This is a genomic window from Methylobacterium indicum (genome assembly GCF_017347565.1).
In the GTDB taxonomy this organism is placed as follows: domain Bacteria; phylum Pseudomonadota; class Alphaproteobacteria; order Rhizobiales; family Beijerinckiaceae; genus Methylobacterium; species Methylobacterium indicum.
In genome coordinates, this window is sequence record NZ_AP024145.1 from 2,343,949 (window position 1) to 2,370,190 (window position 26,242).

Below are 26,242 nucleotides of genomic sequence, written 5' to 3' on the forward strand. Positions count from 1 at the left end.
TTCCCGTTTCGGGGGCGGCGGTTCTGGAGAAGCCCCGAGGCGGGGCCGCTTTGGGACTCCGGCGGGCGGAAGCGGCCCGTCGATACGAGCCGCCGGCGCCGTCCCCTCGGAGAGAGCGGGGCGAAAAGGAGCATAGATGTCCGCAGGTTTGCAAGGCGCCTCGTCGAGCCGCGAAGATTTCGCCGCCCTTCTGGAAGAGTCGTTCCGCGAGCACGAGATCACGGAAGGTTCCGTGGTCAAGGGCCGCGTGGTGGCGATCGAGAAGGACGTCGCCGTCATCGACATCGGGGCGAAGACCGAGGGCCGCGTCGCCCTCAAGGAGTTCACGGGCCCCGGCCGTGACCAGCCGATCGGCGTCGGCGACGAGGTCGAGGTCTACGTCGACCGCATCGAGAACGCCCTCGGCGAAGCCGTCATCTCGCGCGACAAGGCGCGCCGCGAGGAGAGCTGGGTCAAGCTCGAGAAGGCGTTCGAGAACAACGAGCGCGTCAGCGGCACGATCTTCAACCAGGTCAAGGGCGGCTACACCGTCGACCTCGACGGCGCCGTGGCGTTCCTGCCGCGCTCGCAGGTCGACATCCGTCCGGTCCGCGACGTCACCCCGCTGATGGGCACGCCGCAGCCGTTCCAGATCCTCAAGATGGACCGCCGCCGCGGCAACATCGTGGTGTCGCGCCGCACCGTGCTCGAGGAGAGCCGGGCCGAACAGCGCTCCGAGCTGGTGGCCAACCTCGAAGAGGGTCAGGTCATCGACGGCGTGGTCAAGAACATCACCGAGTACGGTGCGTTCGTCGACCTCGGCGGCATCGACGGCCTGCTGCACGTCACCGACATGGCATGGCGTCGCGTCAACCACCCGTCCGAGGTGGTCAACATCGGTCAGACCGTCAAGGTCAAGATCATCAAGATCAACCACGAGACGCACCGCATCTCGCTCGGCATCAAGCAGCTGCTCGCCGATCCGTGGGAGGGCATCGCCGCCCGCTACCCGGTCGACGCCAAGCTCAAGGGCCGCGTGACCAACATCACCGATTACGGCGCCTTCGTGGAGCTGGAGCCGGGGATCGAGGGCCTGATCCACGTCTCGGAGATGAGCTGGACCAAGAAGAACGTCCATCCGGGCAAGATCGTCTCCACCTCCCAGGAGGTCGAGGTCCAGATCCTGGAAGTCGATCCGGTCAAGCGCCGCATCTCGCTCGGTCTCAAGCAGACCCTGCAGAACCCGTGGGAGGCCTTCTCCGAGAAGCACCCTGCCGGCACCGAGGTCGAGGGCGAGGTCAAGAACAAGACCGAGTTCGGTCTGTTCATTGGCCTCGAGGGCGACGTCGACGGCATGGTCCACCTCTCGGACCTCGACTGGAACCGTCCGGGCGAGCAGGTCATCGACGAGTTCAAGAAGGGCGACGTGGTGCGCGCCCAGGTTCTCGACGTCGACGTCGAGAAGGAGCGCATCTCGCTTGGCATCAAGCAGCTCGCCGGCGACCCCTTCGCCGATGCCGGTGACGGCATCCGCAAGAACCAGGTCGTCACCTGCGAGGTGCTCGAGGTCAAGGACTCGGGCATCGAGGTCAAGATCGTCGATTCCGATCTCCAGGCCTTCATCCGCCGCGCGGACCTCGCCCGCGAGCGCAACGACCAGCGCCCCGAGCGCTTCGCCGCCGGCGAGAAGCTCGACGCCCGCGTGACGCAGTTCGACCGCAAGGCCCGCCGCGTCCAGCTCTCCATCAAGGCCCTCGAGATGGCCGAGGAGAAGGAGGCGATCGCCCAGTTCGGCTCCGCCGATTCGGGCGCCTCGCTCGGCGACATCCTCGGCGCGGCCCTCAAGGCCCGCCAGGCCGACAAGAAGTAAGGGATCCGCCCGGGCCGCGAAGGCCCGGGCACCCCTCCACGATCCGGACGCCCGCGCGGAGAGACCCCTCCGCGCGGGCGTTCTCGTATCCGTATTCTCCCGATCGGGGAGGGGGATGGCCCCAAACCGGTCTTGCCGCTGCGCGACGGGCGGGGGTAGAACACGCCGGGAGCGAGGTGCGCCAAGGACTTGCAGGGGACGCCCCTGCCGGACGGGCGCACCCGGAGGTCGGACCAGGATACGGGCGCCGCATGGCCATCGATGCTGAACTTCTCCTCGACCGGCGTTCCTTGCGCCGGAAGCTGTCTGTCTGGCGCGCGGTCGGGATCGGGGCGCTGATCGTCGCCGCCGGCGCCGTCGGCTGGCGGGCGGCCGGGGGCACGGGGTTCTCCGCCGTCACGCCGCAGATCGCCCGCATCAGCATCGACGGCTTCATCGCCGGCAGCGAGAAGACCCGCGAGCTGATGAAGCGCGTCGGTGAGTCGAGCGCGGTCTCGGGCGTCGTCGTCTCGATCAACTCGCCGGGCGGCACCACCACCGGCTCGGAAGAGCTGTTTCGCAATCTCCGCGCGCTCGCCGAGAAGAAGCCGATCGTCGCCTTCGTGGACGGCACGGCGGCCTCGGGGGCCTACATCACGGCGATCGCCGCCGACCACATCGTCGCCCGCGAGACCTCCCTCGTCGGCTCGATCGGCGTGCTGTTCCAGTATCCCGAGGTGTCCGGCCTCCTCGACAAGGTCGGGGTGAAGGTCGAGGAGGTGAAGTCCTCGCCGCTCAAGGCCGAGCCGAGCGGCTTCCACCCGACCCCGCCGGCCGCCCGCGAGGCCCTTCAGGCGATCGTCGGCGACACCTTCGGCTGGTTCAAGGACCTGGTGGCCGAGCGCCGCAAGATGAATCCCGACCAGCTCAAGGCGGTGGCGGACGGCCGGGTCTTCAGCGGGCGCCAGAGCGTGCCCCTCGGCCTGATCGACGAGACCGGCAGCGAGCGCCAGGCCGTCGCCTGGCTCGAGCGCGAGAAGGGCGTGGCCAAGAACCTGCCGGTGCGGGACTGGAAACCGCGCTCCGACAACCGCTTCGGCCTGTTCTCGGCCGCCGCCTTCGGCGCCGGCCTCCTCGGCTACGACGATCTGGCCGCCCGGCTGCGGCAGGCCGCCCCCGAGACCGCCGCCCTGACCCAGGGCGGGCTGCTCGCGGTCTGGCGCCCGTAAGGCGCCGACCCGCCTCCCCGCGAGACGCATCCGCCCCACGCATCCCCGGCCGGCCCCGCCTCAGTCGAGACGATACTCCATGATCAAGTCAGAGCTGGTCCTCAAGATCGCCGAGCAGAACCCGCACCTCTACCAGCGCGACGTCGAGAACATCGTCAACGCGATCCTCGACACGATCGCCGACGCCCTGGCGCGGGGCGACCGGGTCGAGCTGCGGGGCTTCGGCGCCTTCTCGGTCAAGCGGCGGGAGGCGCGGCGGGGCCGCAACCCGCGCACCGGCGCCGCCGTGGCGGTGGCCGAGAAGGCGATCCCGGTCTTCAAGACCGGCAAGGAGATGCGCCTGCGCCTGAACGCCGCCGGGATCGGCGCCGACGAGCCGAGCCGGGCCGAGGCCGCCTTGAGCTGAAGGCGGACGCCGCGACCCTGGCGCCCGCGCGCCCGCGCGTTACAATTTCCTCCGCGGGACTCCGTCCGGCGGTCCCGATCCCCTCCCGCATCACCGACGAAAGACCGGGTTTCCCGATGATCCGCTTCCTCAAGGGCCTGATCCTGCTGCCCATCGCGATCGTGGTCGTGCTGCTGGCGGTGGCCAACCGCCAGCCGGTGATGCTGTCCTTCGATCCGTTCACCAACGGCACGCCGGCCTTCAGCATGGCGATGCCGCTCTACGCGCTGATCTTCGCCGCGGTGGCGCTCGGCATCGTGGTCGGCGGTGTCGGCTCCTGGCTCGGCCAGGGCGACAACCGCCGCGACCGCCGCGCCAAGGGCCGCGAGCTCGCCCGCCTGCGCCACGAGGCCGAGCGCCTGCGCCAGGCCGCGCCGGCCCCCGCCACGATCGGCCGCACCGCCCTGCCGGCCCCGGTCGGCCGCGCCTGACCATGCGGTGGATCGGCGAGGGCGAGATCGACGCGGCGCTCGACCACGCCCGCCTGGCCGATGCCCTCGCCGCCGCCTTCCGGGCCGGCGCCACGGTGCCGACGCGCCACCATCACGCGATCGAGACCGCCCCCGACGGCGCCTCGCTGCTGCTGATGCCGGCCTGGACGCTCGATTATGTCGGCATCAAGATCCTGACCCTGTTCCCGGGCAACCGTGCGAACGGCCTCGACACGATCCAGGGCGGGGTCCTGCTCTGCGGCGGCCGCGACGGCCGGCCGCTCGCCCTCCTCGACGGCGCCCGCCTGACCCTGTGGCGCACCGCCGCCGCCTCTGCGCTGGCCGCCCGCCACCTCGCCCGACCCGACGCGGCCCGGATGGTGATGGTGGGGGCGGGTGCCCTCGCGCCGTTCCTGGTGCGGGCACATGCCGCCGCACGGCCGATCCGCCACGTCGCAATCTGGAACCGCCGGCCGGAGGGCGCGGCGCAGCTCGCCGCGACGCTCGCCGCCGAGGGGTTCGACGCCGAGCCGGTGACCGACCTGGCATCCGCGGTGGGGGAGGCGGATCTCGTCTCCTGCGCCACCTTGTCGACCGAACCGCTGGTGCGGGGCGACTGGCTGCGGCCGGGCACCCATCTCGACCTCGTCGGCGCCTTCACGCCGGCGATGCGCGAGGCCGACGACGCCGCCCTGCGGCGCGGGCCGCTCTACGTCGACACGCCCGACGCCCTCAAGAAGGGCGGCGACGTGGCGGTGGCGATCGCCGCCGGCGCGCTGACGCCCGAGGCGGTGACGGGCGACCTCGCCTCACTGTGCCGGGGCGAGGCGCCCGGGCGGCAGGGACCGGACGAGATCACGGTGTTCAAGTCGGTCGGGGCCGCGATCGAGGATCTGGCTGCGGCCATCGCGGTCTGGGAGAGCCTGACGCCGTCGGCTTGAGCCGCGAAACCCGTGCGGTCCGGCATCCGACGCCCTATAAACGGCCCATGTCGCCCGCACCCTTCCTCGTCAAGATCTGTGGTCTCGGCACGCCCGAGACGCTCGAGGCCGCCATCGCGGCCGGGGCCGACCAGATCGGCCTCGTCCATTTTCCCAGGAGCCCGCGCCACGTCGACCTCGACCACGGCGCCGCCCTGTCGCGCCAGGCCCTCGGCCGGACAGAGCGGGTGGTGCTGCTGGTCGATCCCGACGACGCCCTCGTCGCGGCGGTGGTGGCGGCGTTCCGCCCCGACTGGCTCCAGCTCCACGGCAGCGAACCCCCGGAGCGGGTGGCGGAGTTGCGCGCCCGGACCGGGTTGCCGGTGATGAAGGCGCTCGGCATCGCCACCGCCGACGATCTCGCCCGCGCCGCCCCCTACCGCAGCGTCGCCGACCGGCTGCTCTTCGACGCCAAGCCGGCGCCCGGCGCGGTCCTGCCCGGGGGCAACGGCCACGCCTTCGACTGGTCGCTGCTCGCCGGGGCCGGCCGGACCGACCCGTTCATGCTGTCGGGCGGCCTGACGCCCGAGACGGTGGCCGACGCCGTGGCAATGACGGCCGCCCAGGCGGTCGACGTGTCGTCGGGGGTCGAGACCGCGCCCGGCCGCAAGGACCCGGAGCGCATCGCCGCCTTCGTGGCGGCCGCCAGAGCCGTCGCAGGCGCGGACGGGTCCGCCGCCCGTGCCGTCGGGGGTGCGACCGCGCCGGAAATTGCCCCTGCGGCGCGAAGGGCGTAAGCCCCGCCGACACATTTTTTTCACGATCCCGTCCAGAGGCAGAGCTCCCGCCGTGACCGCTCCCCAGAATCCGAACTCGTTCCGCACCGGCCCCGACGAGCGCGGCCGCTTCGGCATCTTCGGCGGCCGTTTCGTGGCCGAGACCCTGATGCCGAACATCCTCGCCCTTGAGCAGGCCTACGCCGCCGCCAAGGCCGACCCGGCCTTCCAGGCCGAAATGAACGGCTACCTCACCCATTACGTTGGTCGGCCGAGCCCGCTCTATTACGCGGAGCGCCTGTCCCAGCACCTCGGCGGCGCCAAGATCTACTTCAAGCGCGAGGAGCTGAATCACACCGGCTCGCACAAGGTGAACAACGTCCTGGGCCAGATCATGCTCGCCCGGCGCATGGGCAAGCCGCGGATCATCGCCGAGACGGGAGCGGGCCAGCACGGCGTCGCCACCGCGACCCTCTGCGCCCGCTTCGGCCTCAAATGCGTCGTCTACATGGGCGCGGTCGACGTCGAGCGGCAGAAGCCGAACGTCTTCCGGATGAAGATGCTCGGCGCCGAGGTGGTGCCGGTCGAATCCGGTACCCGCACCCTCAAGGACGCGATGAACGAGGCCCTGCGCGACTGGGTCACCAACGTCGCCGACACCTTCTACTGCATCGGCACGGTGGCGGGGCCGCATCCCTACCCGGCGATGGTGCGCGACTTCCAGTCGATCATCGGCACCGAGACCAAGGCGCAGATGCTGGAGATGGAAGGCCGGCTGCCGGATTCGCTCGTCGCCTGCATCGGCGGCGGCTCGAACGCGATGGGGCTGTTCCACCCCTTCCTCGACGACCGCGAGGTCGCGATCTACGGCGTCGAGGCGGCCGGCCACGGCGTCTCGAGCGGCCTGCATGCGGCGTCCCTCACCGGCGGCAAGCCCGGCGTGCTGCACGGCAACCGCACCTACCTGCTGATGGACGGCGACGGCCAGATCGCCGACGCCCACTCGATCTCCGCCGGCCTCGACTATCCGGGCATCGGCCCCGAGCATGCCTGGCTGCACGAGATGGGCCGCGTCACCTACCTGTCGGCGACCGATACCGAGACCCTGGAGGCCTTCCGGCTCTGCTCGCTGATGGAGGGCATCATCCCGGCCCTCGAGCCCGCCCACGCGCTGGCCAAGGTCGCCGAGCTCGCCCCGAGCCTGCCGCGCGACCACCTGATGGTCGTCAACCTCTCGGGCCGCGGCGACAAGGACATCCCCCAGGTCGCCGAGATCCTGGGCGACACCCTCTGATCCCCGCGCGCCGCGCCCAGGATGGCGCGGCGCAAAAAGGCCTGCGACGGTTCCTTGACAGCCCCGCCGGCCTCCCCCTATACCGCGGCCATCGCAGCGGCGCACACGGACCGGCCGCAGCGGGGCGGAGTAGCTCAGTTGGTCAGAGCAGAGGAATCATAATCCTTGTGTCGGGGGTTCAAATCCCTCCTCCGCTACCAAAATCCTTCTGCCTGAACAGGCACTTAGAGCCGAGGCCCTGGACTTCCCGTCCGGGGCTTTTTGCTGTTCGGGCGGAACTCGGGCGGACTTTTCTGCACGCTTGCCGTCCGCGCCGCCCGAATTCGACGCTCGGGCGGGCGTGAGAGGCCAGGCTCTCATCCCGCGTTGACAGAGCCAAGCCCTGGCTCGCCACGTTAACCACGCTGCATTTCGCCCCTTGAAGGTAGGGCGGCGGTGCCTCACTTAATCGGACACGAGAGGCGGCATGGGCCGCTCCGTACCGGGGAGACCGACTGCCATGATGAGCGGCACAGTATTTTTGCTGGCGGACAAACGCGCCGAGACGGTGACCGACGATGAGGTCGCCCTGGCGATCCAGGAGATGCGCGGCGACGTCAGGGTGAGCCTGGCCGAATACGCGGGGCGCGACCAGTCGGGTCGCCCGACGATCCGCGTCAAGGTCGTCGACTGCGCCCAGGGCGAGCTCGACGGAACCTACTCTATCGGACGGGTGCTTCACGCCCTCCGGCAGACGACGGCGCAGCACCAGGCGCACCTCGTTGACACCAGGGCGTTCCGCGCCAGGCTCGCCGCCGTCGGCGTCGCCAGAGACGAGCGCGAGGAGGCCGAGCGCCGGGAGAACCTCGGGCGCCTGCGTGCCGCCGGCATCTCCCCGCAGCGTCTATCCTGGATCTGCAACTGCCTCGCGCGTGGCGTCTACCTCGAAGACGACGCGCTGAGGGACTGGGACTGGTACGAGCGCGAGATCGTGCGGGACCGCCCGGCCCCCATGGCGCTGCGCCGCTACGTCGCCGGGTTCGCCCGCTCCTAAACGACGACCGATCCGGTCGGGGCGCGTGCGCCCCGGCCCCCATCGAGGCGCCTCCGTGGGGCGCCTCGATGGGGGCCGTCAATTCCGGTCGGCATGGGCCACCGGGGTTCCCAAGGGCAGACCTGAAATGGCGAGGACGACGATCAGCTGCGCGACCGAAGGGTGCGCGGGCGAGATGGACGTGCAAGGCAACAACCGCCGGGACGCCGACTACCGGGCGAAAAAACTGGTCGAGCGCGGCTGGACCTGCCGCGAATGCGACAATCGCGAGACGGCCGCCTCCGCGGCGGCGGCCGGGCTGCCCGCGCTTGAGGGCACCGAGAAGCAGGTCGCTTGGGCGAATGGGCTTCGGAACTCGACGCTCCGTCGGATCGATCAGCTCGTGCAGAGCGCGCGATGGATCCGGTCCCTGGTTGGCGACGCCTTCGGCTACAACGCCGACGCCGTCGCCATGGCGGTCCTCATCCGCGACGTCGGCAAACCGGCGGTCGATCGCGCCATCGATGCGATGCGGGCCGAGACAGACGCACGGTTCTGGATCGACGGGCGGGAAGACGCGATGGACGCGCGGCTGCGCGCCGTCGTCGAGCGCATCGCTGCGGAGGACCGTGCCCTGTCTCCGGAGGGCAAGGCGGAGGCGGCGGCCGAGCACGAGGCCATGACGGAGGCGACGCTCCGCCCGGCCGTCCCGGTGTCGGAGACGATCGCCGAGCTCTCGTTCCGGGACGGCCTGATCAAGGCGAGCTACGATGAGCGGTCCGAGGCGTTCAACGCCCTCGTGAAGGACCTCGGCTATCGCTGGGACCCGGCGGCCCGCTGCTGGTGCCGCACGTACCAGCCGGCGATGATGGGGGCGGCCATCGACCGCCTCGCCGAGACGGCACACGAGCTTGTGGCGGCGGGGATCGTCGTTGCGCTCCACGACCCCGAGGCCCGCGCCAAGGCGATCGACCGGTCCTACGAGCCCGAGCACCGCCGCTGGGTCAGCCTCGTCACCGATGGCGAGCACAAGGGCCGGTTCCGGCTGACGTGGGGGCGCGGCGAGGATTTCTACCGCGAGTTCCGGGGTCTGAAGGGCGCGTCGTACAGGGGCAAGGCGTGCACGGTCCCGGCGACGTCCCGCGACGAGGTCCTCGACTTCGCCGAGGCGCACGGCTTCCGCCTCACGACAGGGGCCGAGGCCAGGGCGGCCGAGGTACTGGAGCGGCGCGAGCGAGGTCTCGTCGTCGACGCCAAGGCCAGCCGGAAGGCCGAGACGACGCGCCGGGGAAGCGCCCCCGCCCACCTCGCCGCTCCCGAGGTCGTGAGCCTGCACGATGCCCTGGTCGACCACGACTGAGCTCCTGCCGCACCAGGCGGACGCCGTCGCGAAGCTCCTGCCCTCCCGTGTGGGGGGCCTCTTCGCGGAGATGGGCACTGGGAAATCCCGGTGCCTCATCGAGCTCGCCGCGCGGCGGCGGGCCAAGATCGACCGGGTGGTCTGGTTCTGCCCGGTCTCGATCAAGGAGACCGTGCGGAAAGAGATCCTCAAGCACACGACATGCGGCGAGGACGACGTGTACGTGTTCGACGACAAGACCGACGCGGAGACCATCCCGCTCGACAGGCCCTGGTACGTCGTCGGCATCGAGAGCCTGTCATCGAGCGTGCGCGTGGTCTCCGCCTTAGACGCCCTCCTCGACGAGCGAACGTTCGTCGCGGTGGACGAGAGCACATTCATCAAGGGGCCGCACTCGACGCGGACCCGGCGGATCACGGACATGTCGCGCCGGGCTCGGTACCGCGCGGTGCTGACCGGCACGCCATTCACGCAGGGCGTCGTCGATCTCTACGCGCAGATGTCGTTTCTCAGCCCAAAGATCCTCGGATACAACTCGTTCTGGTCCTTCGCCAACAACCACCTCGAATACGATACCGACCGCAAGACGGGCCGGGTCACAGGAAGGATCATTCGCTCCCACAACACCGGCTACCTCGCCGCCAAAATCGCGCCCTACGTCTACCAGATCCGTAAGGACGAGTGCCTGGACCTGCCGGGAAAGCTCTACGAGCAACGCTGGGTCCCGCAGACGCTGGAGCAGATGGAGGCGGCGCGGACCGCCAAGGAGGAGGTCCTCGCCGACGAGGGGCTGTACGATAGTCCGCACATCGCAATCTTCCGGCTGTTCTCGCGCCTCCAAGCGATCGCCTGCGGCTTCGCCGGCGGGTGCCCTGTCCCGCACCGCCGCATCGACGGCTTGATCGATGCCATCGAGCGGATCCCGGAGGGCGAGAAGGTCGTCGTCTGGACGAAGTACCGGCAGGGCCTCGGCGACCTCGCGCGCGCGATCCGGGATTCATACGGCACCGATTCGTGCCGGGAGTTCCACGGGGGCCTCGACGAGCGGGCGCGCAACCGTGAGATCGATGCCTGGCGCCGGGAGGCGCGCTTTCTTGTCGCCACTCAGCAATCCGGAGGACACGGCTTGACGCTCGTCGAGGCCAGTCACGCCATCTTCTACAGCACCAGCTTCAAGTATTCGGAGAGGGCGCAGGCGGAGGATCGCATCCACCGGATAGGACAAAATCGCCCCTGTACGTACCTCGACGTCGCAGTTGACTGTGGTATCGATCGCCGGATCATCTCCGCCGTGGAGAGCAAGGGCGCCACCCTCACCGCATTCCGGGATGAGCTTGACGCATGCAAGCGGAAGGGCATGCGCAATCGCATCCGGGAGCTCGTCATGACGCTCTAGCTCCCTTGACGGAAGCCGGTCGATGTCCCACATTAGTAGACATGCAGGGGCAGGCATGGGCCGCTCTGCTGGAGACCGTCATGTCGAAATCGATCGCAATCGAGGTCGTCGCCCCTGCCGGGCGCACGCGAGACTTCTATGCCGACATCGGCCCGTTCTTCATGGACGGGGCCGTGCGCCGCGAGCTCCCGTACCTGAAGGATTTGCCGAGCAAGGTGTGGCTCCTGGCAAGGGACGAGGCCGGCCGCGTCGTCGGGTTCGCCGGCATCATCCCGCACCGCAACGGCGTGTCCGAGCTCTGCTCGCTGTTCGTGATCCCGGAGTTCCGCTCCCGCGGCATCGCCGAGGCCCTCGTCGAGAAGCGCCTCGACATGGTCTCCCTGGCCCGCGTCATCCGCGTGGTCTGCGCCCCCGCCTCGGCCGGGCTCTACGCCGACAAGGGGCTGAAGCAGGTCGCCAAGCGCGGCTCCTACGTCGTCCTGGAGCGCAAGCTCCCGAAAGTCGCCTGAGATGGTCAGCGCCCACATCTCCCCCGACGCCGCCTCCCGGCGCCGGGCCGTCGAGGGATTCCTGGCTGCCTGCGGCGCCCGCCAGGTCGCCTATGTCTGCCCGGAGGCCTACGCCGCCCGGGCCACGTGGATCGCGCCCCGCGCCCTCGTCGTCCCGTTCGAGCGCCTGGAGGACCGGGACACCTGGCTGACCCTCAACAGCATGGCGGGCCCGGACACTGCCCTCGTGATGGAAGGCGTCGCCCGCTACCCGAAGATCTCCTCGGGCAAGTTCGTGAACCTGCAGAGGCTGTCGAAGCTCTGCGGCCACCGGTGCCTCGTGGACGTCGTCCCGCTGACCCTTGGCATGGAGTTCGTCTACACGCCCTACAGCTACCTCGACCGCGGGATCCTCGGCTACGCGCACTGGTATGCGTTTCGGGAGAACAACCTGGAGCAGGGGCCTGACGGCGAGACGGTGTCGGCGCACGACCCGGCTGTCGTCGCCCGCAAGATCGCGCCGGTGACGACCTGCGACGGCTCGGCCCTGCTGGCTTCTCGGTCAGCCCTGGACGTGGTGTCCGACGCCGGGGAGCACGCCGGCTACGCTGAGCGGAAGGCGGCGCTGTTCGCCGAGCACACGAACCCGACGAAGATCGTCACCCGGCTCGCCGACCACGCCCACGCCTTCAAGTCGCGCACGGGCGCCGTCGTCTCCCACGTCCGTGGCCTGCCGGGCCGGGCACTGGTGCTGACGAACCTGGGCTCCTATGCCGATCGTCTCGGCAAGGCCCTGGCGAAGGCCGGAGCTCGCGACGCGGTCGCGACCTCGTTCTCCCTTGCGGTCGAGCGCGACGACCTCGGCGGGTTCGACCATCTCGTCTACGCCGAGGCGCCAATCGTGAAGAGCTACCTCGCGCTCGACGTCAAGGCGGCGATGCGCCGGGACGCGACGGTCACCGACGTGCGGGGCGACACCCGCGTCGACGCCTTCCTCCACGACCGGTGGGGCCGGGAGACCGGCGCCATCTCCGCCCTCACCGCCGCCCTGCTGGAGGTCCGCCATGCCGCGTAAGATGTACCTCCCCAAGACGGTCGACGCCGCCCTCGAAGAGCGCATGGCCTGGATCTTCGACACCTACCCGACGGTCGTCGTCTCGATCTCGGGCGGCAAGGATAGCACCGTGCTGCTCGACGCCGCCCGCCGTGAGGCCCTGCGCCGGGGCACGAACGTGACCGCCTTCTTCCTCGATCAGGAGGCGGAGTATGCCGCCACCATCGAGCACGTCCGCCACATCATGGGCCTGCCGGGGGTCCTGCCGGCCTGGTACCAGGTGCCCCTGAAGATGACCAACGCCACGTCCTTCGAGGAGGCCTGGCTGCACGCGTGGGAGCCCGGCGCGGAGTGGATGCGCCCGAAGGAGGCGGACGCGATCCACGAGGCTCCCGGCGCGCCCGACCGGTTCCACGCCTTCTTCGAGTGGATCGAGGCGCAGTGCGGCGCCGACACCTGCTTCCTCGTCGGCCTGCGGGCCGAGGAGGCGCTCAACCGGTACCGCGCCGTCACGAAGCACGAGGCGGTCCCCGGCGTGCCGTGGTCAAGCCGGACCAAGGGCGCGGCCGTGAAGCTTTATCCGCTCTACGACTTCACGTTCGAGGACATCTGGACCTACCTCGGCAAGTTCGGCGTCCCCTACAACCGGGCATACGACTGGATGTGGGCCAAGGGGCACGGCATCCAGGAGATGCGTGTCTCGAACCTGATCCACGAGCAGGCCTTCCACAGCCTCTCGACCCTCCAGGAGTTCGAGCACGACACGTTCGAGGCCCTGCAGCGCCGCATCGCCGGTGTCCACGCGGCCGCGCTCTACGCCGGGGAGCAATCGGTCTACCAGACCCTCACGCGGCCCAAGGCCTACAAGACCTGGCGCGCCTATCGCGAATTCCTCCTCGGCACCTTGCCGGTCGACGTAGGGAAGTTCCGTACCCGCTTCGCTCGGCAGCCCGAGGCGGAGAACGTGGCGCGCTCGCAGTGCCGGGCGCTCCTCCTCAACGACCACGAGGGCAACCTGACCATCGACACCACCGTGAAGGATCCGCGGGCCTCGCTCGCCAAGTGGATGGAACTCCTGTGATGACCCGCATCGAAACCCTTTCCGCCGCCCTCGCCGCCGAGATCTCGGCGCTCCCGCTGGCCGAGAAGATCGAGGCCCTCAACGCCGCCCGCCGGGCGCTGCACGAGGTTTCCCCGTTCCGGTCCGAGCCGGTGGACCTCGTGACGTGGATCCCGAACGACCGGGTGACGGCGAACGAGTACAACCCCAACAAGGTCGCCTCGCCTGAGATGGCGCTGCTGCACCGCTCGATCAAAGAGGACGGCTACACGCAGCCGATCGTCACGTTCCTCGCCGGCGAGGCTGCCGTCGTCGTCGACGGCTTCCACCGGCACCGGGTCGGCAAGGAGAAGGCGGATGTGCGCGAGCGCGTCCATGGGTATCTGCCGGTCGTAGGGATCGACAAGCCGCTAGCGGCGCGCATGGCCTCGACCGTCCGTCACAACCGCGCCCGCGGCAAGCATCAGGTGGATCTCATGAGCGAGATGGTGGTGAAGCTCGTCAACCTCGGCCAATCTGATCAGGCCATCGCCCGCCAGCTCGGGCTGACGGCGGACGAGCTCATCCGGCTCAAGGCGCAAACCGGCATCGCGGCGCTGTTCGCGAACCAGCCGTTCTCGCGCTCGTGGGTCGCCGTCGAAGGCGAGGCCGCGGATCCCTCGCTCGCCCTCGCCGACGAGGACGCGTGAGATGGAGGCCAGGATGATGCACCAGGACAACTTCGCGTTCCCGGACGGCGACCGGGACTGGGAGGGCATGGGCCTCATGCCGATCGGGATCGTGAGGAGGGACGAGGACGACGACTGGCACGCCCTCGCCCTCGACGACCGGCGAGGCGCCTTCATGGTGGACGGGGACAAGGCGACGCCCCTAGACAGGGAGGAGGTCGGGCCCGCGATCTTCCAGGCGATGGAGGACGCCTGCGAACGCCTGTGGGGGCACTCCTGGAACTCGTCGATCGGGGAGATCTTCGCGCTCAACCGCCGCACCGTCCAGCGGGACAGGGTCGCGAAGGCCCTCCTGCCGCCCCGGGTCCTCGCGATCATCGCCTACGTTTCAAGCGCGGACGACGGCGAGGAGCTCGCGGAAGCTCTGATCGCGGTCTCGCGATATGCGGCAAAGTTCAAGGACAAGCAGGTCGTCAAGCGGTATATCGAGAACGCGGTCGAGGTGTTCTACGGGGATTACGATCGCGAAATCGGGATACGGGACGAGAAGCCTTAGCCATCCGCACCCGCCCGGGCTTGCCCCGGGCCCCGGCCGGCCCGAGGATGCCTCCCTCACGGAGGGCGGCATGAGCGAGCTGAGGGAGCAGGTCCGGCAGGGAACGCTCAGGCGAATGCGGAAGTCGCTCGCCGAGTTGGACGCCCGGCTGGAGGAGCTCCTCGCCGAGCGAGGTCGCCTGGACGCCTCGATAGACGAATTGGAGGGGCAGCCGCCCGGCCCCGGGGAGGACCTCGTCGAGAGGGATCGCCAGGAGGGTCCAGGGATTTCGGAAACGGATTAAGACAGATCCGCCCAAGTGTCTTATTCTGTTTCCGAAAATCGGCAATCCGGCCAGGGAAAAGTTCACCAGTCGGAGAGAGGCCGCTTGCCGGGGCGCCCGATCGCCGGCAGGTTGGGCGTCCACTCGAACGGGAAAGCCCCCGCCGATGCTTGCCTCGCTGAAACGGAAACCGACCGCCGCCGCCTGAGCCACCCGCTCGGCGCGCCTCGCTGCGTCCCCGTTTCAGAGAGTGCCCCCGATGTCGAGCACTGCCTACAAGGCGGCCGCGGAGATCCGCGCGCTGATCCTCAACCCCGTCCTCGTCGCCGGCCCCCGAGAGCCGAGAGCGCCCCTCGCCGCGATCAATCGCGTGTTCGGGGGCGAGCACATGCAGTGGGACGCCATGGTGGACATGGACGCCGTCCTGCGACCGCTGGCCCGACGCGACGGGCTGCCGGGCGAGTGCAAGCACGCCCTGCAGGCGGCGATCACGAAGCCGAGCGCGGCCACCGCGACCCGGGCCGAGCGGGCGCTGCTCGCGGCCTGCAACCGAGAGGGCTTGCCCGACGGGCTGCCCACGGCGCTCTTCGAAGCCGCCAGGCTGCTGCCGTACCACGCCGCGGCCCTCGGATCGGCCGAGGCTGCGGCTCGCATCTCGGCCCGAAGCCTGGACGTCGCTTGGACGTACCTGCGCGGCTCCGACGTCGGGCGAGGTTGGCTCGCGCTGAGGGCAGCTCTGCTGTGGGCGAGTGACGCGCAGGAAGACCTTTCGGACGTCAAGTACAAGCCAAGGCCGTTGTTTGACAGGCTGACAGCATTCGACCTGCAAGCGATGACTTTCGCGAGATCGTTCGCAGCAATCGCGAAGGCGGAGGAGATGATCTCCGACGAGGACGCGATCCTGCGCGGGGGCGCCGGGGCGTCGGCAAGCGACATGGCGCGGGCGGGTGACCTCCCGGGCCTGGACGAGGACCTGCCGACGCTCGGGGCGATCCTCGACGCTGCGCGGCCGTCGGCCCTGGCTTCCCGGCCGGCGCCGGGGCTCGTCGTTGTCCCATCGCTCGCGCACCTGCCCGAGCCGGCCAAGTCGACGCGGGACCGGCGGGACAGCCCGCGCGCCGAGTTCGAGCGGATCGAGAACAAGCCGCTGCCGCTCCTCCCGGCGCCCGACCCGCACGCGTTCGCGGAGGCTGGCGCGGCCCGGGCCCCCTGGCTGCGGCCCGTGTTCGAGGTGCTGGCGCAGGACCTCGTCGGCGCGCCGTACGCCCGGATCCGGCCGACCGCGTTCGTCAGCCGCCCCGGCACCGGCAAGACGGCGGCGATCCGCGCGGTCGCGCAGGGCCTCGGCCTGGCGCTGCGCGTCTACAACGCCGCCGGGGCGGCCGACGGTTCGTTCGGGTCCACGTCCAGGCAATGGTCGACCGGCAGGGGGTCAATCCCGCTCCAGACCGCACTGGCAGAGGGCGTCGCGAATTTCGTCGTCGGGATCGACGAGATCGAGAAGTCGTCGCCTGACCGCAGGAACGGCTCGCTCCAAGACGCCTTGCTGCCGTTCCTGGAGCGGGAGAGCGCCAGGCAGATCTTCGACACGTTCATCGAGGCCAACGTGAACCTGTCGGCCGTGAGCTTCATCGTCACCGCGAATACTCTGGATGGCGTCCCGGGCCCCCTCCGGGACCGCCTGAGGATCCTTGAAGTCCCGTCCCCCCGGCCGGAGCACCTGCCGATCGTGGCGGCGAACCTCGTCGCCGAGATCCGCGCCGAACGGGGCCTGGACGAGGCGTGGGTGCCGGACCTCGACGAGGACGAGCTCGCCCTCCTGGCGCGGCACTGGAAGGGCGGGAGCCTCCGCCCTCTCAGGAGGCTCGTGGAGACCCTGGTCGCCGGGCGCGACCGCCTGGCCCCCCGGCACTGATGGAGGCCTCGATGGAGCGCGACACTCTTGATGCGATCGCAGCCAGGATCCAGGCCACGTGGGAGGCCGGCCGGGTCTGCGCGCTCGTCGGCCGGGGCTGCCGGGCCAGGGTCGTCCGCATCGGTCGCCTCGCCGCCGCCGGGCGCCTGTCGCCGGTGGAGGCCCTTCAGATGGCCCGCGAGGCGGAGGCGCTGGCCCTCTGCTTCTTGCCTCTTCCTGTGGGAGACGACCTGTGATCGATGACGAGTTCTACAGCATCGCGGGCCGCGCCCTGAGCGAGAACCGCTTCGCCAAGACTATCCAGATCGAGAGGATCTCCCCAACTGGCTTGGGCCCCATGATCGAGTGGACGTCGTCGCGCGCCTTGGACGTCAAGACCCAGGACAACGACGGCTTCTACCATCCCCGCGCGAGCACGGTCCTCAACATCCTCGCGCGGACGCTGGCGCTGCGCTGGAGCACCGGGATGCCGCTCTGCCCGGTCGATTGGGCGATGCGGCTGCACCGCGGCTACCCCGACCTGGTCTCCGGGCTCCCGGCCGTCGGCCCCGGGTGGTCATGGCTTCTCGCGGGCGCGGCCGACTACCTGACGCAGTTCTCGGGCGGCGTGAAGATCACCACGCACGAGATCAAGGAGAAGTACGGCACGCTTAGGTGGCAGATCTCGACGAGCGAATTCTCGTCCGACATTGAAGAACACATCGATTGCGTTGACTTTCTGTCAGGTTTCATCTGCGAGAAATGCGGAGCGCCTGGAGAGATCATCGAGATCAGGGGCTGGATGCGGTCCCGGTGCCTGAAGTGCACGGGCGCAGCGATCTGAGGGAGGTGGGCATGCGGATCTGGATCTTGTCTGACCTCCACGTCGACGCGTCCCCCTGGACGCCCCCGGCGGGGCTGACCTGCGACCTCGCGCTCGTCGCCGGCGACGTCGCCGACGGCCTGTGCCGACGGGCGATCCCGTGGCTCGCCGAAAACGTCGTCCCTCGCGCCCGGGGCACGGTCTACGTCCCGGGCAACCACGATTTCTGGAGGACTAGGCTCCCCGACGAGATCGCAGCCGCGCGTGAAGCCTCGATCATCGCGGGTATTCGCATGCTCGACTGCGGGCAGGCCGTCAGCTTCGAGGGCATCCAGGTCATCGGTGCGACCCTGTGGACTGACTACCGGATCACCGGCAACCGATCCATGGCGCTCTCTACTGCAGGGGATCGCCAAGGCGGTATGCGGGACCATCGGCTGATCCAGGGCCGCGATGCCCGGGGGACTCCCGCGCCCTTCAGGCCGCTCGCGGCCGAGGCGCTCCACCTGCAGCACCGGGGGCGGATCGAGCGCGCCCTGGCGGAGCCGTGGGACGGGCCCCGCATCGTCGTCACCCACCACGCCCCGCATCCGCGGTCGTTGTTGCACGGGGAGGTTCGCGAGATGATCGATGCCGCCTATGCTTCGGATTTGACCGATATACTCGAAGGACCGCATGCGCCGGACCTGTGGATACACGGCCACATCCACCGGAGCGTCGACTACACAGTTGGCCGGACGAGGATCATCGCGAACCCGAGGGGTCACGACACCTCCCACCGGCGCCGGGATGGGGTCTGGGTCCAGGAGCTGGAGAACCCCGCCTTCGACCCTGGCCTGATACTGGAGCTCTGACGATGCGCAGCACCATCCTCGCGGCCGCCCTCCTCATCGGGGCGTCCGTCCCCGCCGCGGCCGCCTTCGTCACATCCCTGGACGACGGGCAGGGGCGGAAGGCGTGGCTCCGCTGGGAGCCCGGGACCGGCGGCGTGCGATGGAGCCTCAGCTGCCTCGACACGTCGGATCCGCGCAAGCCGGACGAGCTCTTCACGTACCGGGGGACCGCGCCGGCCGAGGTCGGCTTCGTCGAAGGGCGAGCCGATGACGTCGCCGTGCCCGGCCGGTTCGTCCTCGCGACGCGTGGCCTCTCGCCCTACCTCCAGATTTGGCTGCAGGGATGCCCGGCGAACGGCAGGGCCGTCCTCATCCGCCAGGTCCGCTAGGCCGCCGGGGGCTCCTGCTGGGCTAGGACGCGCTGGATCCGGGCGACCTGCCGCTGCGCCGCGAGCCTGGTGCGCTTCAGGGCGATCGCCGGCGGGGTGCGCTCGCCGGCGAGCCAGAACCGGACCGTGCGGACGTTCTCCCCAATGTCGGCCGCGAGCTCGGCCTGCCACCTTGAGCCGTACATCGCCTGCCCAAGGGAGGCGATCGCCTCGGCCTCGGGGGATGGCATCCTGGGGCCGCCGTTGGAATTGCTCATGTTTTCCGCTTGATGCAATCGAACGCGGCTTCGGTATCGTTTCGATGCAGGGGCGGGGCCGGCGTGGATCCGGCCCCGCTGCGAGGTCAGATCCCGTCGAGCCGGGGCTCGGGATCGGCCGTCCGAGCCCGGGCCGCGGCCGAGAGGACGGCCTGGACCTCCGGGGTCACCGAAGGAGCGCCCACACGAGCCAGGCCACGAGCGACCCGACGACGGCTCCGGCGAGCCGGAACACGGGCGCGAAATCCCACGTCCCGCTGGCCGGCGTGAGGAGCGCCCAGGCGAACAGGATGAGGCTCGCGGCGAGCGGCAGGCACCAGGCGGCCAGCGTGACGGTCACGGGCGGGATCTCCGGTGATGAGGTGTGACGGCCGCGATCGCCGCGGCGACGTCGGCTCGGGTCGGTCCTGCCGGGACGGGCGCACCCAGAAGGGCCGCGATCGCGGCCCCCAGCGCGGGGTCCGGGCGGGCAGGCTCGGTGGGCGGGGCGAGGCAGGCCGCGACGGCCAGCAAGGCGATGAGCTCGGGGCTCACGCTGCCGGCCGCGCGTCGACCTGCTCCTCGGCCGGGTTGAGCTCCAGCCAGAGGCGCAGGGGGCTGCAGTCGCCGGTGTCGACCGCCCTCTGCATCGCGGACCGCATCGAGGTGCACATCCGCAGCATGGCGCGGACCTCACGGCGCAGGGAGGCGATGTCGGCCTTGAGCCCCCCATTCTCGTCCCGCAGAGCGCGGACCTGGGTCGAGGCCTCGTCCAGGCTTGCGGTGAGGGTCGCGACCTTGGCCTGCTCCTTGTCGAGGAGCTCGCCGAGCTCCTTCCGCAAGGCGTCGGAGGCGACCCGGATGGCCTCGGCGTCCGAGATCTCGCGGAAGCTCTTCCGGATCCAGGGGTAGGCGAAGACGAGCCCGGCGACGAGCATGGCGACGAGGCCGATCGGCTTCGCGTCGCCCATGAGGGTGGTGAGAACGGCGTCCACGTCAGTGTCTCCCGTAGGCGGCGCGGACGCCGTCGATCCATGTGAGGGCACGCTCGCCGCAAGCTGTCTTGGCGCGATCGAGGTGCTTGGCGTTGGCGATGATCCGGACGGCCTCGGCGCGACCGAAGGCGCGGTCCAGTATCTCCGGGAAGGTGCGGGCGAAGCACGCGGCGAGATCCGCGGGCGGCTGGGGGATCGCCGGCAGGGCGGCGAGGTCGGGGGCCTCCCTCGGGCACCCGCCGAGGGCGATGCCGAGGACTGCGATCGAGAGGGCGGCGGCGATGCGCATCACAGCCCCCTGAGCCGGCGGGCGTCGTCGGCCGTGGCGCAGTCGCCGGCCGGGTTGGCCGCGAGCGCGGTTTCCAGGTCCCGGATCCGCGAGGCGGCCTCCGCGGCCTGATCCTCCGCGGCCTGCGCGCGGCTGGCGTCGGCCGCGGCGATCCCGGCGGCTGCGAGGACCTGCCGGCGCTCCTCGGCGAGGGCGGCCGTGGCGCGTGCGGCGGCCGCCCTCGCGGTCGTGAGGTCCGCCGCGGCGGTCGCCTGTGCGATCCGGCGACGTAGGCGACGATGAGCAGCCCCCCGAGCCCGACGGCGAGCGCCCCGGCCTTCCCGAGGTAGACCCACGCAGCGACGGTCGCGGCCACGAGGGCGGCGACGATGCCGGCGGGACCGAGCCCGGATCCCAAGAGGCCGAGGAGCTCGGTCACGGCTCAGGCCTCGTTCGTCGAGAGGGCGCCGCCGGCGGCGAGCCGGACCGGGCAGACGTTGGCGGGTTGGGCGAGCTTCCAAGGGCAGCGGCGGACCGCGAGGCAGCGGGACTTCAGGATCCGCGTGATGGAGACCTGGTCGCTCTGGTTGCCCCCGAGCACGTGGTAGGCGGTGGCGTCCTCGCCGACGTACAGGCCGTTATGGCCGCCGCCGCCGGCGCGCTCGAACACGAGGATGTCGCCGAGGCTCGGCTTGTCGGCCTTCTGACCCCAGGAGCCCCAGTTGCGGGCCCACAATGGGTTGGCGACCGGATCGAAGCCGGCGCGCTTCGTCACCGTGGCGAAAACAGCCCGCACCATGCGATGCCGTCATTCACGTAGTCGCGGCCGACGCCAACCTCCTTCGCCCAGGCGAGGATCGCGGGGTTGGAGGCGGCGCCGGGCGTCTCCTTGGTCTCGAACAGGGCGAGGGCCTCGACGAGGACGCGCGGGGCGGTCTCGGCGGCGAGCCAGGCGTAGGCGGCGGGGAGCTTACCCATTGGGAGCGGCCTTCGTGGTGTCGAGCTCGTCGACGATGAGGGATCGCCCCGTGACCGCGGGCAGCGGGATGGCGTCCTGCTGCGCCTTGAGCTCGGCGAGCAGGGCGGCGAAGCGCTGGCCGGTTGCCGGGCACTGCCGGGTCGAGCCGTCGGACAGGCGTACGGTCAGGGTAGGCTCGGCGGGCGGATCGATCGCCACGGCGGCAATGAAGCCGTCGTCGTGAAGCTCGCGGAAGGTGGCGGTGGCGCGGTACACGGGAGGCCTGCGGGCAGGGCCGCCTCACGCGGCCGGACGCTCGGAGCCTCCCGCGTCGCCCGTCACGCGTTCCAGGTCACGCGCGGTGGCGGCGCTCCCCGCGCTTCGAGATGACCGTGACGACCCGGCCGCCCTGCAGAACCAGCCCGACGCCGTCCCGGCAGACGCCTACGGCCCCATGCCGCTTGCCCACGCCCCCATAGAAGGAGAGCCACTCGCGGATCGCCGGGACGTCGAGGCGCATCCCCACCATGGCGTCCACCGCCTCGGCGTCGTCCAGGCCTTCGAGGGTCTCCTCCAGTCCGAGGATCCTGTCGCCGTACCTGCGGATCGCATGCAGGGTCACCTTGGCCCTCACGCCGTCCGAGTGGTCGTGCTCGCAGCAGGGCGGCGGGGGCGAGGCCGGCTTGACGGCGGGGACTGCGGACACGGCGGGATCTCCTGTGGTGGTCAGGAGAGCCTCAGGCGGGTCGACTGATTTGGGGAGGCATGCGGGTCGCAGTCGTTCCCCTCGCCGTCAGGGGCACGGTCGCCCTCGCGCGCGCGTACCGATTCGCACGCTCCCGAGGCCTCAGGGGCCGGGCCCGCGACACCTCGGGGATAGCGTCACCGTAGCGCAGGCCCCATGGAGGGCAGCCGTGGGGCTGGGCCATTTGGAGTTGGCCAAGGTCGGGGGTAACCTGTGGGTATTCGCGGTGTGGTGCCCGCGGATGTCCCTTCAGTTTCACGCCAGGTCCATGCCCGCAGTCCGCCCTGCCTTCCTCGACGATCCGACGCTCAGGGCACGCCTCGCCGCGCTGCCCGCCGGTCCCGTCGCGGACCTCGGCGAGATGCGAGAGCACATCGCTCTGCTTCACCCGCGCGGCAGAGACGGCGTGTTCGTCTTGGCGACCAAGCAGGGCGGCGCGTACCGAGAGGCCTCCTACGACTGCCGGCATGCCCTCGGCCGAGCCGAGCTCCAGGGCATGCAGTTCGCGTCGATGAACCGCTTCATGCGCCACCGGTCGGGCTCGCTCCTCGCCGCCGTGGGTCACGTCTGGCTGGAGTTCGATCCCTACGCCGAGGACGCACGCGGGCAGGCGCTGCCCTACCGTGACCTGCCGATCGAGGACCTGCGCGTCCTCCTCGCCGCGGCGATCGCGGCGGCGGGTCTGCCGGCTCCCTCGTATTGGACCGCCTCGGGCCGCGGCCTTCATGCCGTGTGGATTTGCGAGGCCCTGCCTGGGCGTGCCGCGCCGAAGCTGCGCAAGATCCTCGACGCGCTCTACGGCCCGACGCTGAACGCCGATGGCTCGGTGCCCGCCCGCCGCCGCGCCGATCCCGACCGCGACGCGCAGGAGGCCCGCCTCGCTCCGATGTGGCGGACCTTCCGCGACGCAGGCCTGGATCGTGGGACGCAGGACGCGACCCGCATTCTCCGGATCTGGGGATCCGTGAACCCGAAGTCGGGCACCCTGTGCAGGAGGGCGTGGCCGTCCGCAATCGAGGACATCCAGCGCTGCCGGCTCGACGCGCTCGCCGACGCGGTCCTGCCGCTCACCGGGGCCGCATTCCGTGCGAGGTTGGCTGAGAAGGCCTCGATGCCGGCCCCTGCGAATTCGAACAAGCCGCCCGCGGCCCGTGCCTATGCCGGCAAGATCGCCTCGTGGGAGACGCGGCTCGGCGAGCTCCTCCGCCTGCGTGAGCACCGCGGACGGATCGCCATCGGGCAGCGGCACGCTTGGACGTTCCTGACCGCCAACGCGTACGCCCAGGCCAAGGGTGGCTCGCCCGAGACGTGGGCTGAGCTGCTCGCACCGCTGGCCGGCCTGACCACAGTCGAGGCCCTCGACTGCCTTGGGACGCTCGGCCGTCGCCAGAAGCGCCACGAGGCCGGTGAGACCATCGAGCACGGCGATCGCGCCTGGAACCCGCTCTATCACTACAGCGGATCCCGGATGGCCGACATCCTCGGCGTGACCGAGGCCGAGGCGAACGCGGCTGGCCTGAGGATCCTCCGCCCCGGCAAGGCCGTCGCGCTGACCGCGGTCGAGCGCAAGGCGGCCAAGAGGGCTCGCGACGGCGCGGTGCCGCGCTCGGATCGAGCCGATGCGAAGCTCGCGGCCGGTCGCCAGGGCCTCGCGCTGAGGGCCGAGGGGAAGAGCCTCGCCGAGGCGGTGGCGGCGATCCAGGCCTCCACCGGGCGCGGGCGGACGTGGGCGATCGAGGCGATGAAGGCGGCGGCGGCTGAGGCCGCCGTCGAGACCCCGGCACCCGCCGTCGCCCCCCGGAAGTCCGCTATCCCGGCAGTTCGGTCTTCGGGACGCTTTATCGGGGGCGAAGCCCCGCCCCCGGCTCAGACCCCGGATCGGGCCGTGGCTCAGACCCCGACCCCACCGGCCGAGGACCGCGTGATCCCGTTCCCTACGCCCCGCATCCGTCGGAACTCGTCGATCTCGACCTCCATCGAGTTCTCCCCGGGGGTCGGGGTGACGATCCTTGAGGACAAGTTCTGGGGCCGTCTCGTCATCCCCTTCGGCGGTTGCGAGGACGTGAAGGTGCCCGACTGTTACTCCCCTCCGGTCAAGCGGCGCCGTCCTCCTGCCTACTCGCCGGCCGCCGCCTTCCTTTCCGCCTCGACCTCGGAAAACCAGTATCGCCGCATGAAGCAGGGCTGGTGACCCAATCGCCCTTGTGACGGGCGGGCGGGTGTCCTAGAATACTGTCACCTGGCGAAGGGCCGAGGACACGTGCACCACACGTTGTAGGGCTCCGAGAGCGATCTCGGGGCCCTCCGTTTTTCCGGGGTGCCGTAGGGCTGACCGGGACACGCCCGCGGTTCAGGAGCCCGCCCCGGCGAACCGGTGCGGGCCTCTCTCTCGTTCATGACCCCGTGGCCTGGAAGGGGTGACGGAACGGGTCCTACCGTCGCCCCATGAGCATCGACCTCCTCACCGACGTGTGCGACGCCGTGGCCGCCTGGCAGGACGCGTTCATCTCCGAGGCGTCCCTCGACCGCTACCGCCGCGCCTGCGCTTGGACTGCCTCCGAGGTCGCCAAGAGCGCTTCCGTGGATGCGACCTCGGGGATCGACCGAGCCTTCTCGAACCCGACGCCATGGATGTCGCGGGCCTTCGGCTACACCCGCGCCTTGACCAGAATTGGCGACGTGGTCTCTGCCGACTTCCACACGAAGCCGTCCCAGAGCATCGTCCTCAAATATGAGATGGGCGACGGTCCCCAGATCCGCCGTCCCGGCGACGTTGGCCTGGCGCAGAACCGGATCCTCGTGTCCAACTGGCGCAACCTCCTGCTGACGCAGGGCATCACCGCAACGCTTACGGAAACCTCCCCGGTGGGGTCGTCGCCCATGCCGGGATCGATGCCGCCAAGTGCGCGGGCCTCCCGACCTACAGCCAGGACCAGGCCCTCCACATCGCCTTCCAGGTCGCTTGGTGGGCCCTGCTCTCCGCCCTGGCTTTGATCTAGAACGCGTGACGGGTCGGGCCGCACCCTCGACGGGCTAACAGATGCCGACGCCACGGTGCCACGGGAGTGAGCCAGCGCAGGGCGGCAACCTCGAACCCGGGGGAGGTGATGTAGCGGGGCACGTGGTGGACGGCCGAGGCGACGCCCGACCCCGGCCATGCGGCCGCCCCCTCGATCGGGGCGGGGCCATCACGGCACCCAGGGCCTGCCCCGCCACCACCACCGCGCCCGCAGGGGCCGCGATCGCGGCCCTTCCTGCCGCCCTGCGTCGGCCCGTCCGGCCCGCGGCGGCCGCCGGGCCCGCCCCCCCCGGCCATGGGCCCATAGGCCCGGCGAAACGTAAGTGGCGGCATTCGCATCCTGTAATTTGCGAAGCTCTTCCCGAGGGGGCCTCCGCCATCACAGGCCGATGCCTGCGCCACCTCTTAAGGTAACGGGGATGGTGAGGTAGCGCACGCCGTTGGCCTCGGCGGGCGGGAACTTGCCGGCCCGGATGTTGACCTGGATCGAGGGGAGCAGCAGCCGGGGCGCGGCCAGGGTGGCGTCGCGTGCCGTGCGCATCGCCGTGAACGCCTCCTCGCTCACACCCTCTTTGACGTGGACATTGCCGGCCCGTTGCGCGGCCACCGTCGTCTCCCAGGCATAGGCGTCCCGCCCGGGCGCCTTGTAGTCGTGGCACATGTGAAGGACCGTCTTGGGCGGCAGCGACAGCAGGCGACGGATCGAACGGTAGAGCGCATGCACGTCGCCACCGGGAAAGTCCGCCCGGGCGGTGCCGAAATCGGGCATGAACAGGGTGTCGCCGACGAAGACGTGGTGGTCGATCCGGTAGCAGATGTCGGCCGGAGTATGGCCCGGCGTGTACATCACCTCGACGGCGAGGTTGCCGATCGCGAAGGTCTCGCCATCGACGAAGAGGTGGTCGAAGTCGCTGCCGTCGGTCTTGAGGTCGACGGCGTTGAAGACCGGCCGGAATATCTTCTGGACCTCACGGATATGCTCGCCAATGCCGATTTTTGCACCCGTCTTCGCCTTCACGTAGGGGGAACCCGAGAGGTGATCGGCATGGGCGTGGGTCTCGAGCGTCCAGACCACGGTGTAGCCGGCCTCGTCGGCGGCTTTCAGCATCGCCTCGACTGAGCGGGTGTCGACGCTGCCGCTATTGTGGTCGTAGTCGAGCACGGGATCGATGAAGGCGGCCTGCCGAGTCTCGGGGTCGGCGACGATGTAGCTCACCGTGTTGGTGGGCTCGTCAAAGAAGGCGCGGATGATCGGCTCGGACTGGGTCGAGGCAGACATGGCATGTCTCCGAATGCGAGAGGC

General features: G+C 70.3%; 32 protein-coding genes and 1 tRNA gene. 24 read left to right on the top strand and 9 right to left on the bottom strand.

What is annotated here, in order from left to right:
- Window positions 1-136: 136 nt before the first annotated feature.
- The 22 genes from rpsA (at window position 137) to miv_RS11065 (ending at window position 18,718) form a co-directional block, all read left to right on the top strand.
- Window positions 137-1,849 (top strand): 30S ribosomal protein S1, encoded by a 1,713-nt coding sequence (rpsA, locus tag miv_RS10960; RefSeq protein WP_048428043.1) that lies wholly within the window; start codon window positions 137-139, stop codon window positions 1,847-1,849.
- Between the two features lie 251 nt (window positions 1,850-2,100).
- On the top strand, window positions 2,101-3,057 hold the full coding sequence (gene sppA, locus miv_RS10965) for a signal peptide peptidase SppA (protein WP_048428042.1): 957 nt from the start codon (window positions 2,101-2,103) through the stop codon (window positions 3,055-3,057).
- Between the two features lie 79 nt (window positions 3,058-3,136).
- On the top strand, window positions 3,137-3,463 hold the full coding sequence (gene ihfB / locus miv_RS10970) for an integration host factor subunit beta (RefSeq protein ID WP_048428041.1): 327 nt from the start codon (window positions 3,137-3,139) through the stop codon (window positions 3,461-3,463).
- A 116-nt stretch (window positions 3,464-3,579) separates the two neighbouring features.
- The gene (locus miv_RS10975; RefSeq protein WP_058619997.1) at window positions 3,580-3,933 is read left to right on the top strand and encodes a LapA family protein; all 354 of its coding nucleotides are present in this window, start codon (window positions 3,580-3,582) and stop codon (window positions 3,931-3,933) included.
- A 2-nt stretch (window positions 3,934-3,935) separates the two neighbouring features.
- Window positions 3,936-4,874: a bifunctional Delta(1)-pyrroline-2-carboxylate/Delta(1)-piperideine-2-carboxylate reductase gene (gene lhpI, locus miv_RS10980; RefSeq protein ID WP_207182737.1), complete on the top strand. Its 939-nt coding sequence runs from the start codon at window positions 3,936-3,938 to the stop codon at window positions 4,872-4,874.
- Window positions 4,875-4,921: 47 nt separating this feature from the next.
- On the top strand, window positions 4,922-5,650 hold the full coding sequence (locus miv_RS10985; RefSeq protein ID WP_207182738.1) for a phosphoribosylanthranilate isomerase: 729 nt from the start codon (window positions 4,922-4,924) through the stop codon (window positions 5,648-5,650).
- A 52-nt stretch (window positions 5,651-5,702) separates the two neighbouring features.
- Complete coding sequence (gene trpB / locus miv_RS10990; RefSeq protein ID WP_058619995.1) at window positions 5,703-6,923, top strand: tryptophan synthase subunit beta; 1,221 nt, start codon at window positions 5,703-5,705, stop codon at window positions 6,921-6,923.
- 123 nt (window positions 6,924-7,046) lie between these two features.
- Window positions 7,047-7,123: transfer RNA gene (locus tag miv_RS10995), tRNA-Met, on the top strand.
- A gap of 299 nt (window positions 7,124-7,422) precedes the next feature.
- On the top strand, window positions 7,423-7,956 hold the full coding sequence (locus miv_RS11000; protein ID WP_207182739.1) for a hypothetical protein: 534 nt from the start codon (window positions 7,423-7,425) through the stop codon (window positions 7,954-7,956).
- A 175-nt stretch (window positions 7,957-8,131) separates the two neighbouring features.
- The gene (locus miv_RS11005; protein WP_207182740.1) at window positions 8,132-9,295 is read left to right on the top strand and encodes a hypothetical protein; all 1,164 of its coding nucleotides are present in this window, start codon (window positions 8,132-8,134) and stop codon (window positions 9,293-9,295) included.
- Window positions 9,273-10,691: a helicase-related protein gene (locus tag miv_RS11010; protein ID WP_207182741.1), complete on the top strand. Its 1,419-nt coding sequence runs from the start codon at window positions 9,273-9,275 to the stop codon at window positions 10,689-10,691. The genes miv_RS11005 and miv_RS11010 overlap by 23 nt, the downstream gene beginning before the upstream one ends.
- 80 nt (window positions 10,692-10,771) lie before the next feature.
- Window positions 10,772-11,200: a GNAT family N-acetyltransferase gene (locus tag miv_RS11015; protein WP_207182743.1), complete on the top strand. Its 429-nt coding sequence runs from the start codon at window positions 10,772-10,774 to the stop codon at window positions 11,198-11,200.
- Between the two features lies 1 nt (window position 11,201).
- Window positions 11,202-12,254 (top strand): hypothetical protein, encoded by a 1,053-nt coding sequence (locus miv_RS11020; RefSeq protein ID WP_207182745.1) that lies wholly within the window; start codon window positions 11,202-11,204, stop codon window positions 12,252-12,254.
- Complete coding sequence (locus miv_RS11025; RefSeq protein WP_207182747.1) at window positions 12,244-13,314, top strand: phosphoadenosine phosphosulfate reductase domain-containing protein; 1,071 nt, start codon at window positions 12,244-12,246, stop codon at window positions 13,312-13,314. The genes miv_RS11020 and miv_RS11025 overlap by 11 nt, the downstream gene beginning before the upstream one ends.
- A complete protein-coding gene (locus miv_RS11030; protein ID WP_207182749.1) occupies window positions 13,314-13,982 on the top strand; it encodes an IbrB-like domain-containing protein in 669 nt (222 codons plus the stop codon). Before miv_RS11025 ends, miv_RS11030 begins: the two co-directional genes overlap by 1 nt.
- Before the next feature lies 1 nt (window position 13,983).
- Complete coding sequence (locus miv_RS11035; protein WP_207182750.1) at window positions 13,984-14,517, top strand: hypothetical protein; 534 nt, start codon at window positions 13,984-13,986, stop codon at window positions 14,515-14,517.
- 70 nt (window positions 14,518-14,587) lie between these two features.
- Window positions 14,588-14,800: a hypothetical protein gene (locus miv_RS11040; RefSeq protein ID WP_207182751.1), complete on the top strand. Its 213-nt coding sequence runs from the start codon at window positions 14,588-14,590 to the stop codon at window positions 14,798-14,800.
- 238 nt (window positions 14,801-15,038) lie between these two features.
- Window positions 15,039-16,694, top strand: a complete 1,656-nt coding sequence (locus tag miv_RS11045) for an AAA family ATPase (RefSeq protein WP_207182755.1) — start codon at window positions 15,039-15,041, stop codon at window positions 16,692-16,694.
- 11 nt (window positions 16,695-16,705) lie between these two features.
- A complete protein-coding gene (locus miv_RS11050) occupies window positions 16,706-16,930 on the top strand; it encodes a hypothetical protein (RefSeq protein WP_207182756.1) in 225 nt (74 codons plus the stop codon).
- Window positions 16,927-17,517, top strand: a complete 591-nt coding sequence (locus tag miv_RS11055) for a hypothetical protein (RefSeq protein WP_207182757.1) — start codon at window positions 16,927-16,929, stop codon at window positions 17,515-17,517. The genes miv_RS11050 and miv_RS11055 overlap by 4 nt, the downstream gene beginning before the upstream one ends.
- Before the next feature lie 11 nt (window positions 17,518-17,528).
- On the top strand, window positions 17,529-18,350 hold the full coding sequence (locus tag miv_RS11060) for a metallophosphoesterase (protein WP_244748945.1): 822 nt from the start codon (window positions 17,529-17,531) through the stop codon (window positions 18,348-18,350).
- Between the two features lie 2 nt (window positions 18,351-18,352).
- Window positions 18,353-18,718 (top strand): hypothetical protein, encoded by a 366-nt coding sequence (locus miv_RS11065; protein WP_200646703.1) that lies wholly within the window; start codon window positions 18,353-18,355, stop codon window positions 18,716-18,718.
- On the opposite strand, the gene miv_RS11070 is transcribed toward miv_RS11065, so the two are convergent.
- The 8 genes from miv_RS11070 to miv_RS11105 all read right to left on the bottom strand — a co-directional run bounded on the left by miv_RS11070 (window position 18,715) and on the right by miv_RS11105 (window position 21,881).
- Window positions 18,715-18,975, bottom strand: a complete 261-nt coding sequence (locus miv_RS11070) for a helix-turn-helix domain-containing protein (protein WP_207182758.1) — start codon at window positions 18,973-18,975, stop codon at window positions 18,715-18,717. The two genes, miv_RS11065 and miv_RS11070, sit on opposite strands and share 4 nt — an antisense overlap.
- A gap of 166 nt (window positions 18,976-19,141) precedes the next feature.
- A complete protein-coding gene (locus miv_RS11075; protein WP_207182764.1) occupies window positions 19,142-19,315 on the bottom strand; it encodes a hypothetical protein in 174 nt (57 codons plus the stop codon).
- A 190-nt stretch (window positions 19,316-19,505) separates the two neighbouring features.
- A complete protein-coding gene (locus miv_RS11080; RefSeq protein WP_207182766.1) occupies window positions 19,506-19,949 on the bottom strand; it encodes a hypothetical protein in 444 nt (147 codons plus the stop codon).
- A 1-nt stretch (window position 19,950) separates the two neighbouring features.
- Window positions 19,951-20,238, bottom strand: coding sequence for a hypothetical protein (locus tag miv_RS11085; protein WP_207182768.1), 288 nt, complete (start codon window positions 20,236-20,238; stop codon window positions 19,951-19,953).
- Window positions 20,239-20,659: 421 nt separating this feature from the next.
- On the bottom strand, window positions 20,660-21,016 hold the full coding sequence (locus tag miv_RS11090; RefSeq protein ID WP_207182770.1) for a C40 family peptidase: 357 nt from the start codon (window positions 21,014-21,016) through the stop codon (window positions 20,660-20,662).
- On the bottom strand, window positions 20,989-21,195 hold the full coding sequence (locus miv_RS11095; protein WP_207182771.1) for a hypothetical protein: 207 nt from the start codon (window positions 21,193-21,195) through the stop codon (window positions 20,989-20,991). Before miv_RS11095 ends, miv_RS11090 begins: the two co-directional genes overlap by 28 nt.
- Entirely contained in the window at window positions 21,188-21,451 is a 264-nt protein-coding gene (locus miv_RS11100; protein WP_207182772.1) for a hypothetical protein, read from the bottom strand. The genes miv_RS11095 and miv_RS11100 overlap by 8 nt, the downstream gene beginning before the upstream one ends.
- A gap of 76 nt (window positions 21,452-21,527) precedes the next feature.
- Window positions 21,528-21,881 (bottom strand): hypothetical protein, encoded by a 354-nt coding sequence (locus miv_RS11105; RefSeq protein ID WP_207182773.1) that lies wholly within the window; start codon window positions 21,879-21,881, stop codon window positions 21,528-21,530.
- A gap of 208 nt (window positions 21,882-22,089) precedes the next feature.
- Here miv_RS11105 and miv_RS11110 point away from each other — a divergent pair, with 208 nt between their 5' ends.
- Both miv_RS11110 and miv_RS11115 read left to right on the top strand, forming a co-directional pair.
- A complete protein-coding gene (locus tag miv_RS11110) occupies window positions 22,090-24,111 on the top strand; it encodes a bifunctional DNA primase/polymerase (protein WP_207182774.1) in 2,022 nt (673 codons plus the stop codon).
- Window positions 24,112-24,365: 254 nt separating this feature from the next.
- Window positions 24,366-24,914 (top strand): hypothetical protein, encoded by a 549-nt coding sequence (locus tag miv_RS11115; RefSeq protein WP_207182775.1) that lies wholly within the window; start codon window positions 24,366-24,368, stop codon window positions 24,912-24,914.
- 404 nt (window positions 24,915-25,318) lie between these two features.
- Here the strand turns inward: miv_RS11115 and miv_RS11120 are convergent, their stop codons facing one another.
- On the bottom strand, window positions 25,319-26,218 hold the full coding sequence (locus miv_RS11120) for an MBL fold metallo-hydrolase (protein WP_207182777.1): 900 nt from the start codon (window positions 26,216-26,218) through the stop codon (window positions 25,319-25,321).
- Between the last annotated feature and the right edge of the window lie 24 nt (window positions 26,219-26,242).

Bases quoted from the DNA above. Each gene is read 5' to 3' on its own strand.
- miv_RS11070 (WP_207182758.1), bottom strand. From the start codon at position 18,975: ATGAGCAATTCCAACGGCGGCCCCAGGATGCCATCCCCCGAGGCCGAG.
- miv_RS11025 (WP_207182747.1), top strand. From the start codon at position 12,244: ATGCCGCGTAAGATGTACCTCCCCAAGACGGTCGACGCCGCCCTCGAA.
- miv_RS11015 (WP_207182743.1), top strand. From the start codon at position 10,772: ATGTCGAAATCGATCGCAATCGAGGTCGTCGCCCCTGCCGGGCGCACG.
- miv_RS11045 (WP_207182755.1), top strand. From the start codon at position 15,039: ATGTCGAGCACTGCCTACAAGGCGGCCGCGGAGATCCGCGCGCTGATC.
- miv_RS11020 (WP_207182745.1), top strand. From the start codon at position 11,202: ATGGTCAGCGCCCACATCTCCCCCGACGCCGCCTCCCGGCGCCGGGCC.
- lhpI (WP_207182737.1), top strand. From the start codon at position 3,936: ATGCGGTGGATCGGCGAGGGCGAGATCGACGCGGCGCTCGACCACGCC.
- miv_RS11065 (WP_200646703.1), top strand. From the start codon at position 18,353: ATGCGCAGCACCATCCTCGCGGCCGCCCTCCTCATCGGGGCGTCCGTC.
- miv_RS11010 (WP_207182741.1), top strand. From the start codon at position 9,273: ATGCCCTGGTCGACCACGACTGAGCTCCTGCCGCACCAGGCGGACGCC.
- miv_RS10985 (WP_207182738.1), top strand. From the start codon at position 4,922: ATGTCGCCCGCACCCTTCCTCGTCAAGATCTGTGGTCTCGGCACGCCC.
- miv_RS11090 (WP_207182770.1), bottom strand. From the start codon at position 21,016: ATGGTGCGGGCTGTTTTCGCCACGGTGACGAAGCGCGCCGGCTTCGAT.
- miv_RS11005 (WP_207182740.1), top strand. From the start codon at position 8,132: ATGGACGTGCAAGGCAACAACCGCCGGGACGCCGACTACCGGGCGAAA.
- ihfB (WP_048428041.1), top strand. From the start codon at position 3,137: ATGATCAAGTCAGAGCTGGTCCTCAAGATCGCCGAGCAGAACCCGCAC.
- miv_RS10975 (WP_058619997.1), top strand. From the start codon at position 3,580: ATGATCCGCTTCCTCAAGGGCCTGATCCTGCTGCCCATCGCGATCGTG.
- miv_RS11095 (WP_207182771.1), bottom strand. From the start codon at position 21,195: ATGGGTAAGCTCCCCGCCGCCTACGCCTGGCTCGCCGCCGAGACCGCC.
- miv_RS11040 (WP_207182751.1), top strand. From the start codon at position 14,588: ATGAGCGAGCTGAGGGAGCAGGTCCGGCAGGGAACGCTCAGGCGAATG.
- miv_RS11085 (WP_207182768.1), bottom strand. From the start codon at position 20,238: ATGCGCATCGCCGCCGCCCTCTCGATCGCAGTCCTCGGCATCGCCCTC.
- miv_RS11115 (WP_207182775.1), top strand. From the start codon at position 24,366: ATGAGCATCGACCTCCTCACCGACGTGTGCGACGCCGTGGCCGCCTGG.
- sppA (WP_048428042.1), top strand. From the start codon at position 2,101: ATGGCCATCGATGCTGAACTTCTCCTCGACCGGCGTTCCTTGCGCCGG.
- rpsA (WP_048428043.1), top strand. From the start codon at position 137: ATGTCCGCAGGTTTGCAAGGCGCCTCGTCGAGCCGCGAAGATTTCGCC.
- miv_RS11120 (WP_207182777.1), bottom strand. From the start codon at position 26,218: ATGTCTGCCTCGACCCAGTCCGAGCCGATCATCCGCGCCTTCTTTGAC.
- miv_RS11060 (WP_244748945.1), top strand. From the start codon at position 17,529: ATGCGGATCTGGATCTTGTCTGACCTCCACGTCGACGCGTCCCCCTGG.
- miv_RS11035 (WP_207182750.1), top strand. From the start codon at position 13,984: ATGGAGGCCAGGATGATGCACCAGGACAACTTCGCGTTCCCGGACGGC.
- miv_RS11000 (WP_207182739.1), top strand. From the start codon at position 7,423: ATGATGAGCGGCACAGTATTTTTGCTGGCGGACAAACGCGCCGAGACG.
- miv_RS11030 (WP_207182749.1), top strand. From the start codon at position 13,314: ATGACCCGCATCGAAACCCTTTCCGCCGCCCTCGCCGCCGAGATCTCG.
- miv_RS11050 (WP_207182756.1), top strand. From the start codon at position 16,706: ATGGAGCGCGACACTCTTGATGCGATCGCAGCCAGGATCCAGGCCACG.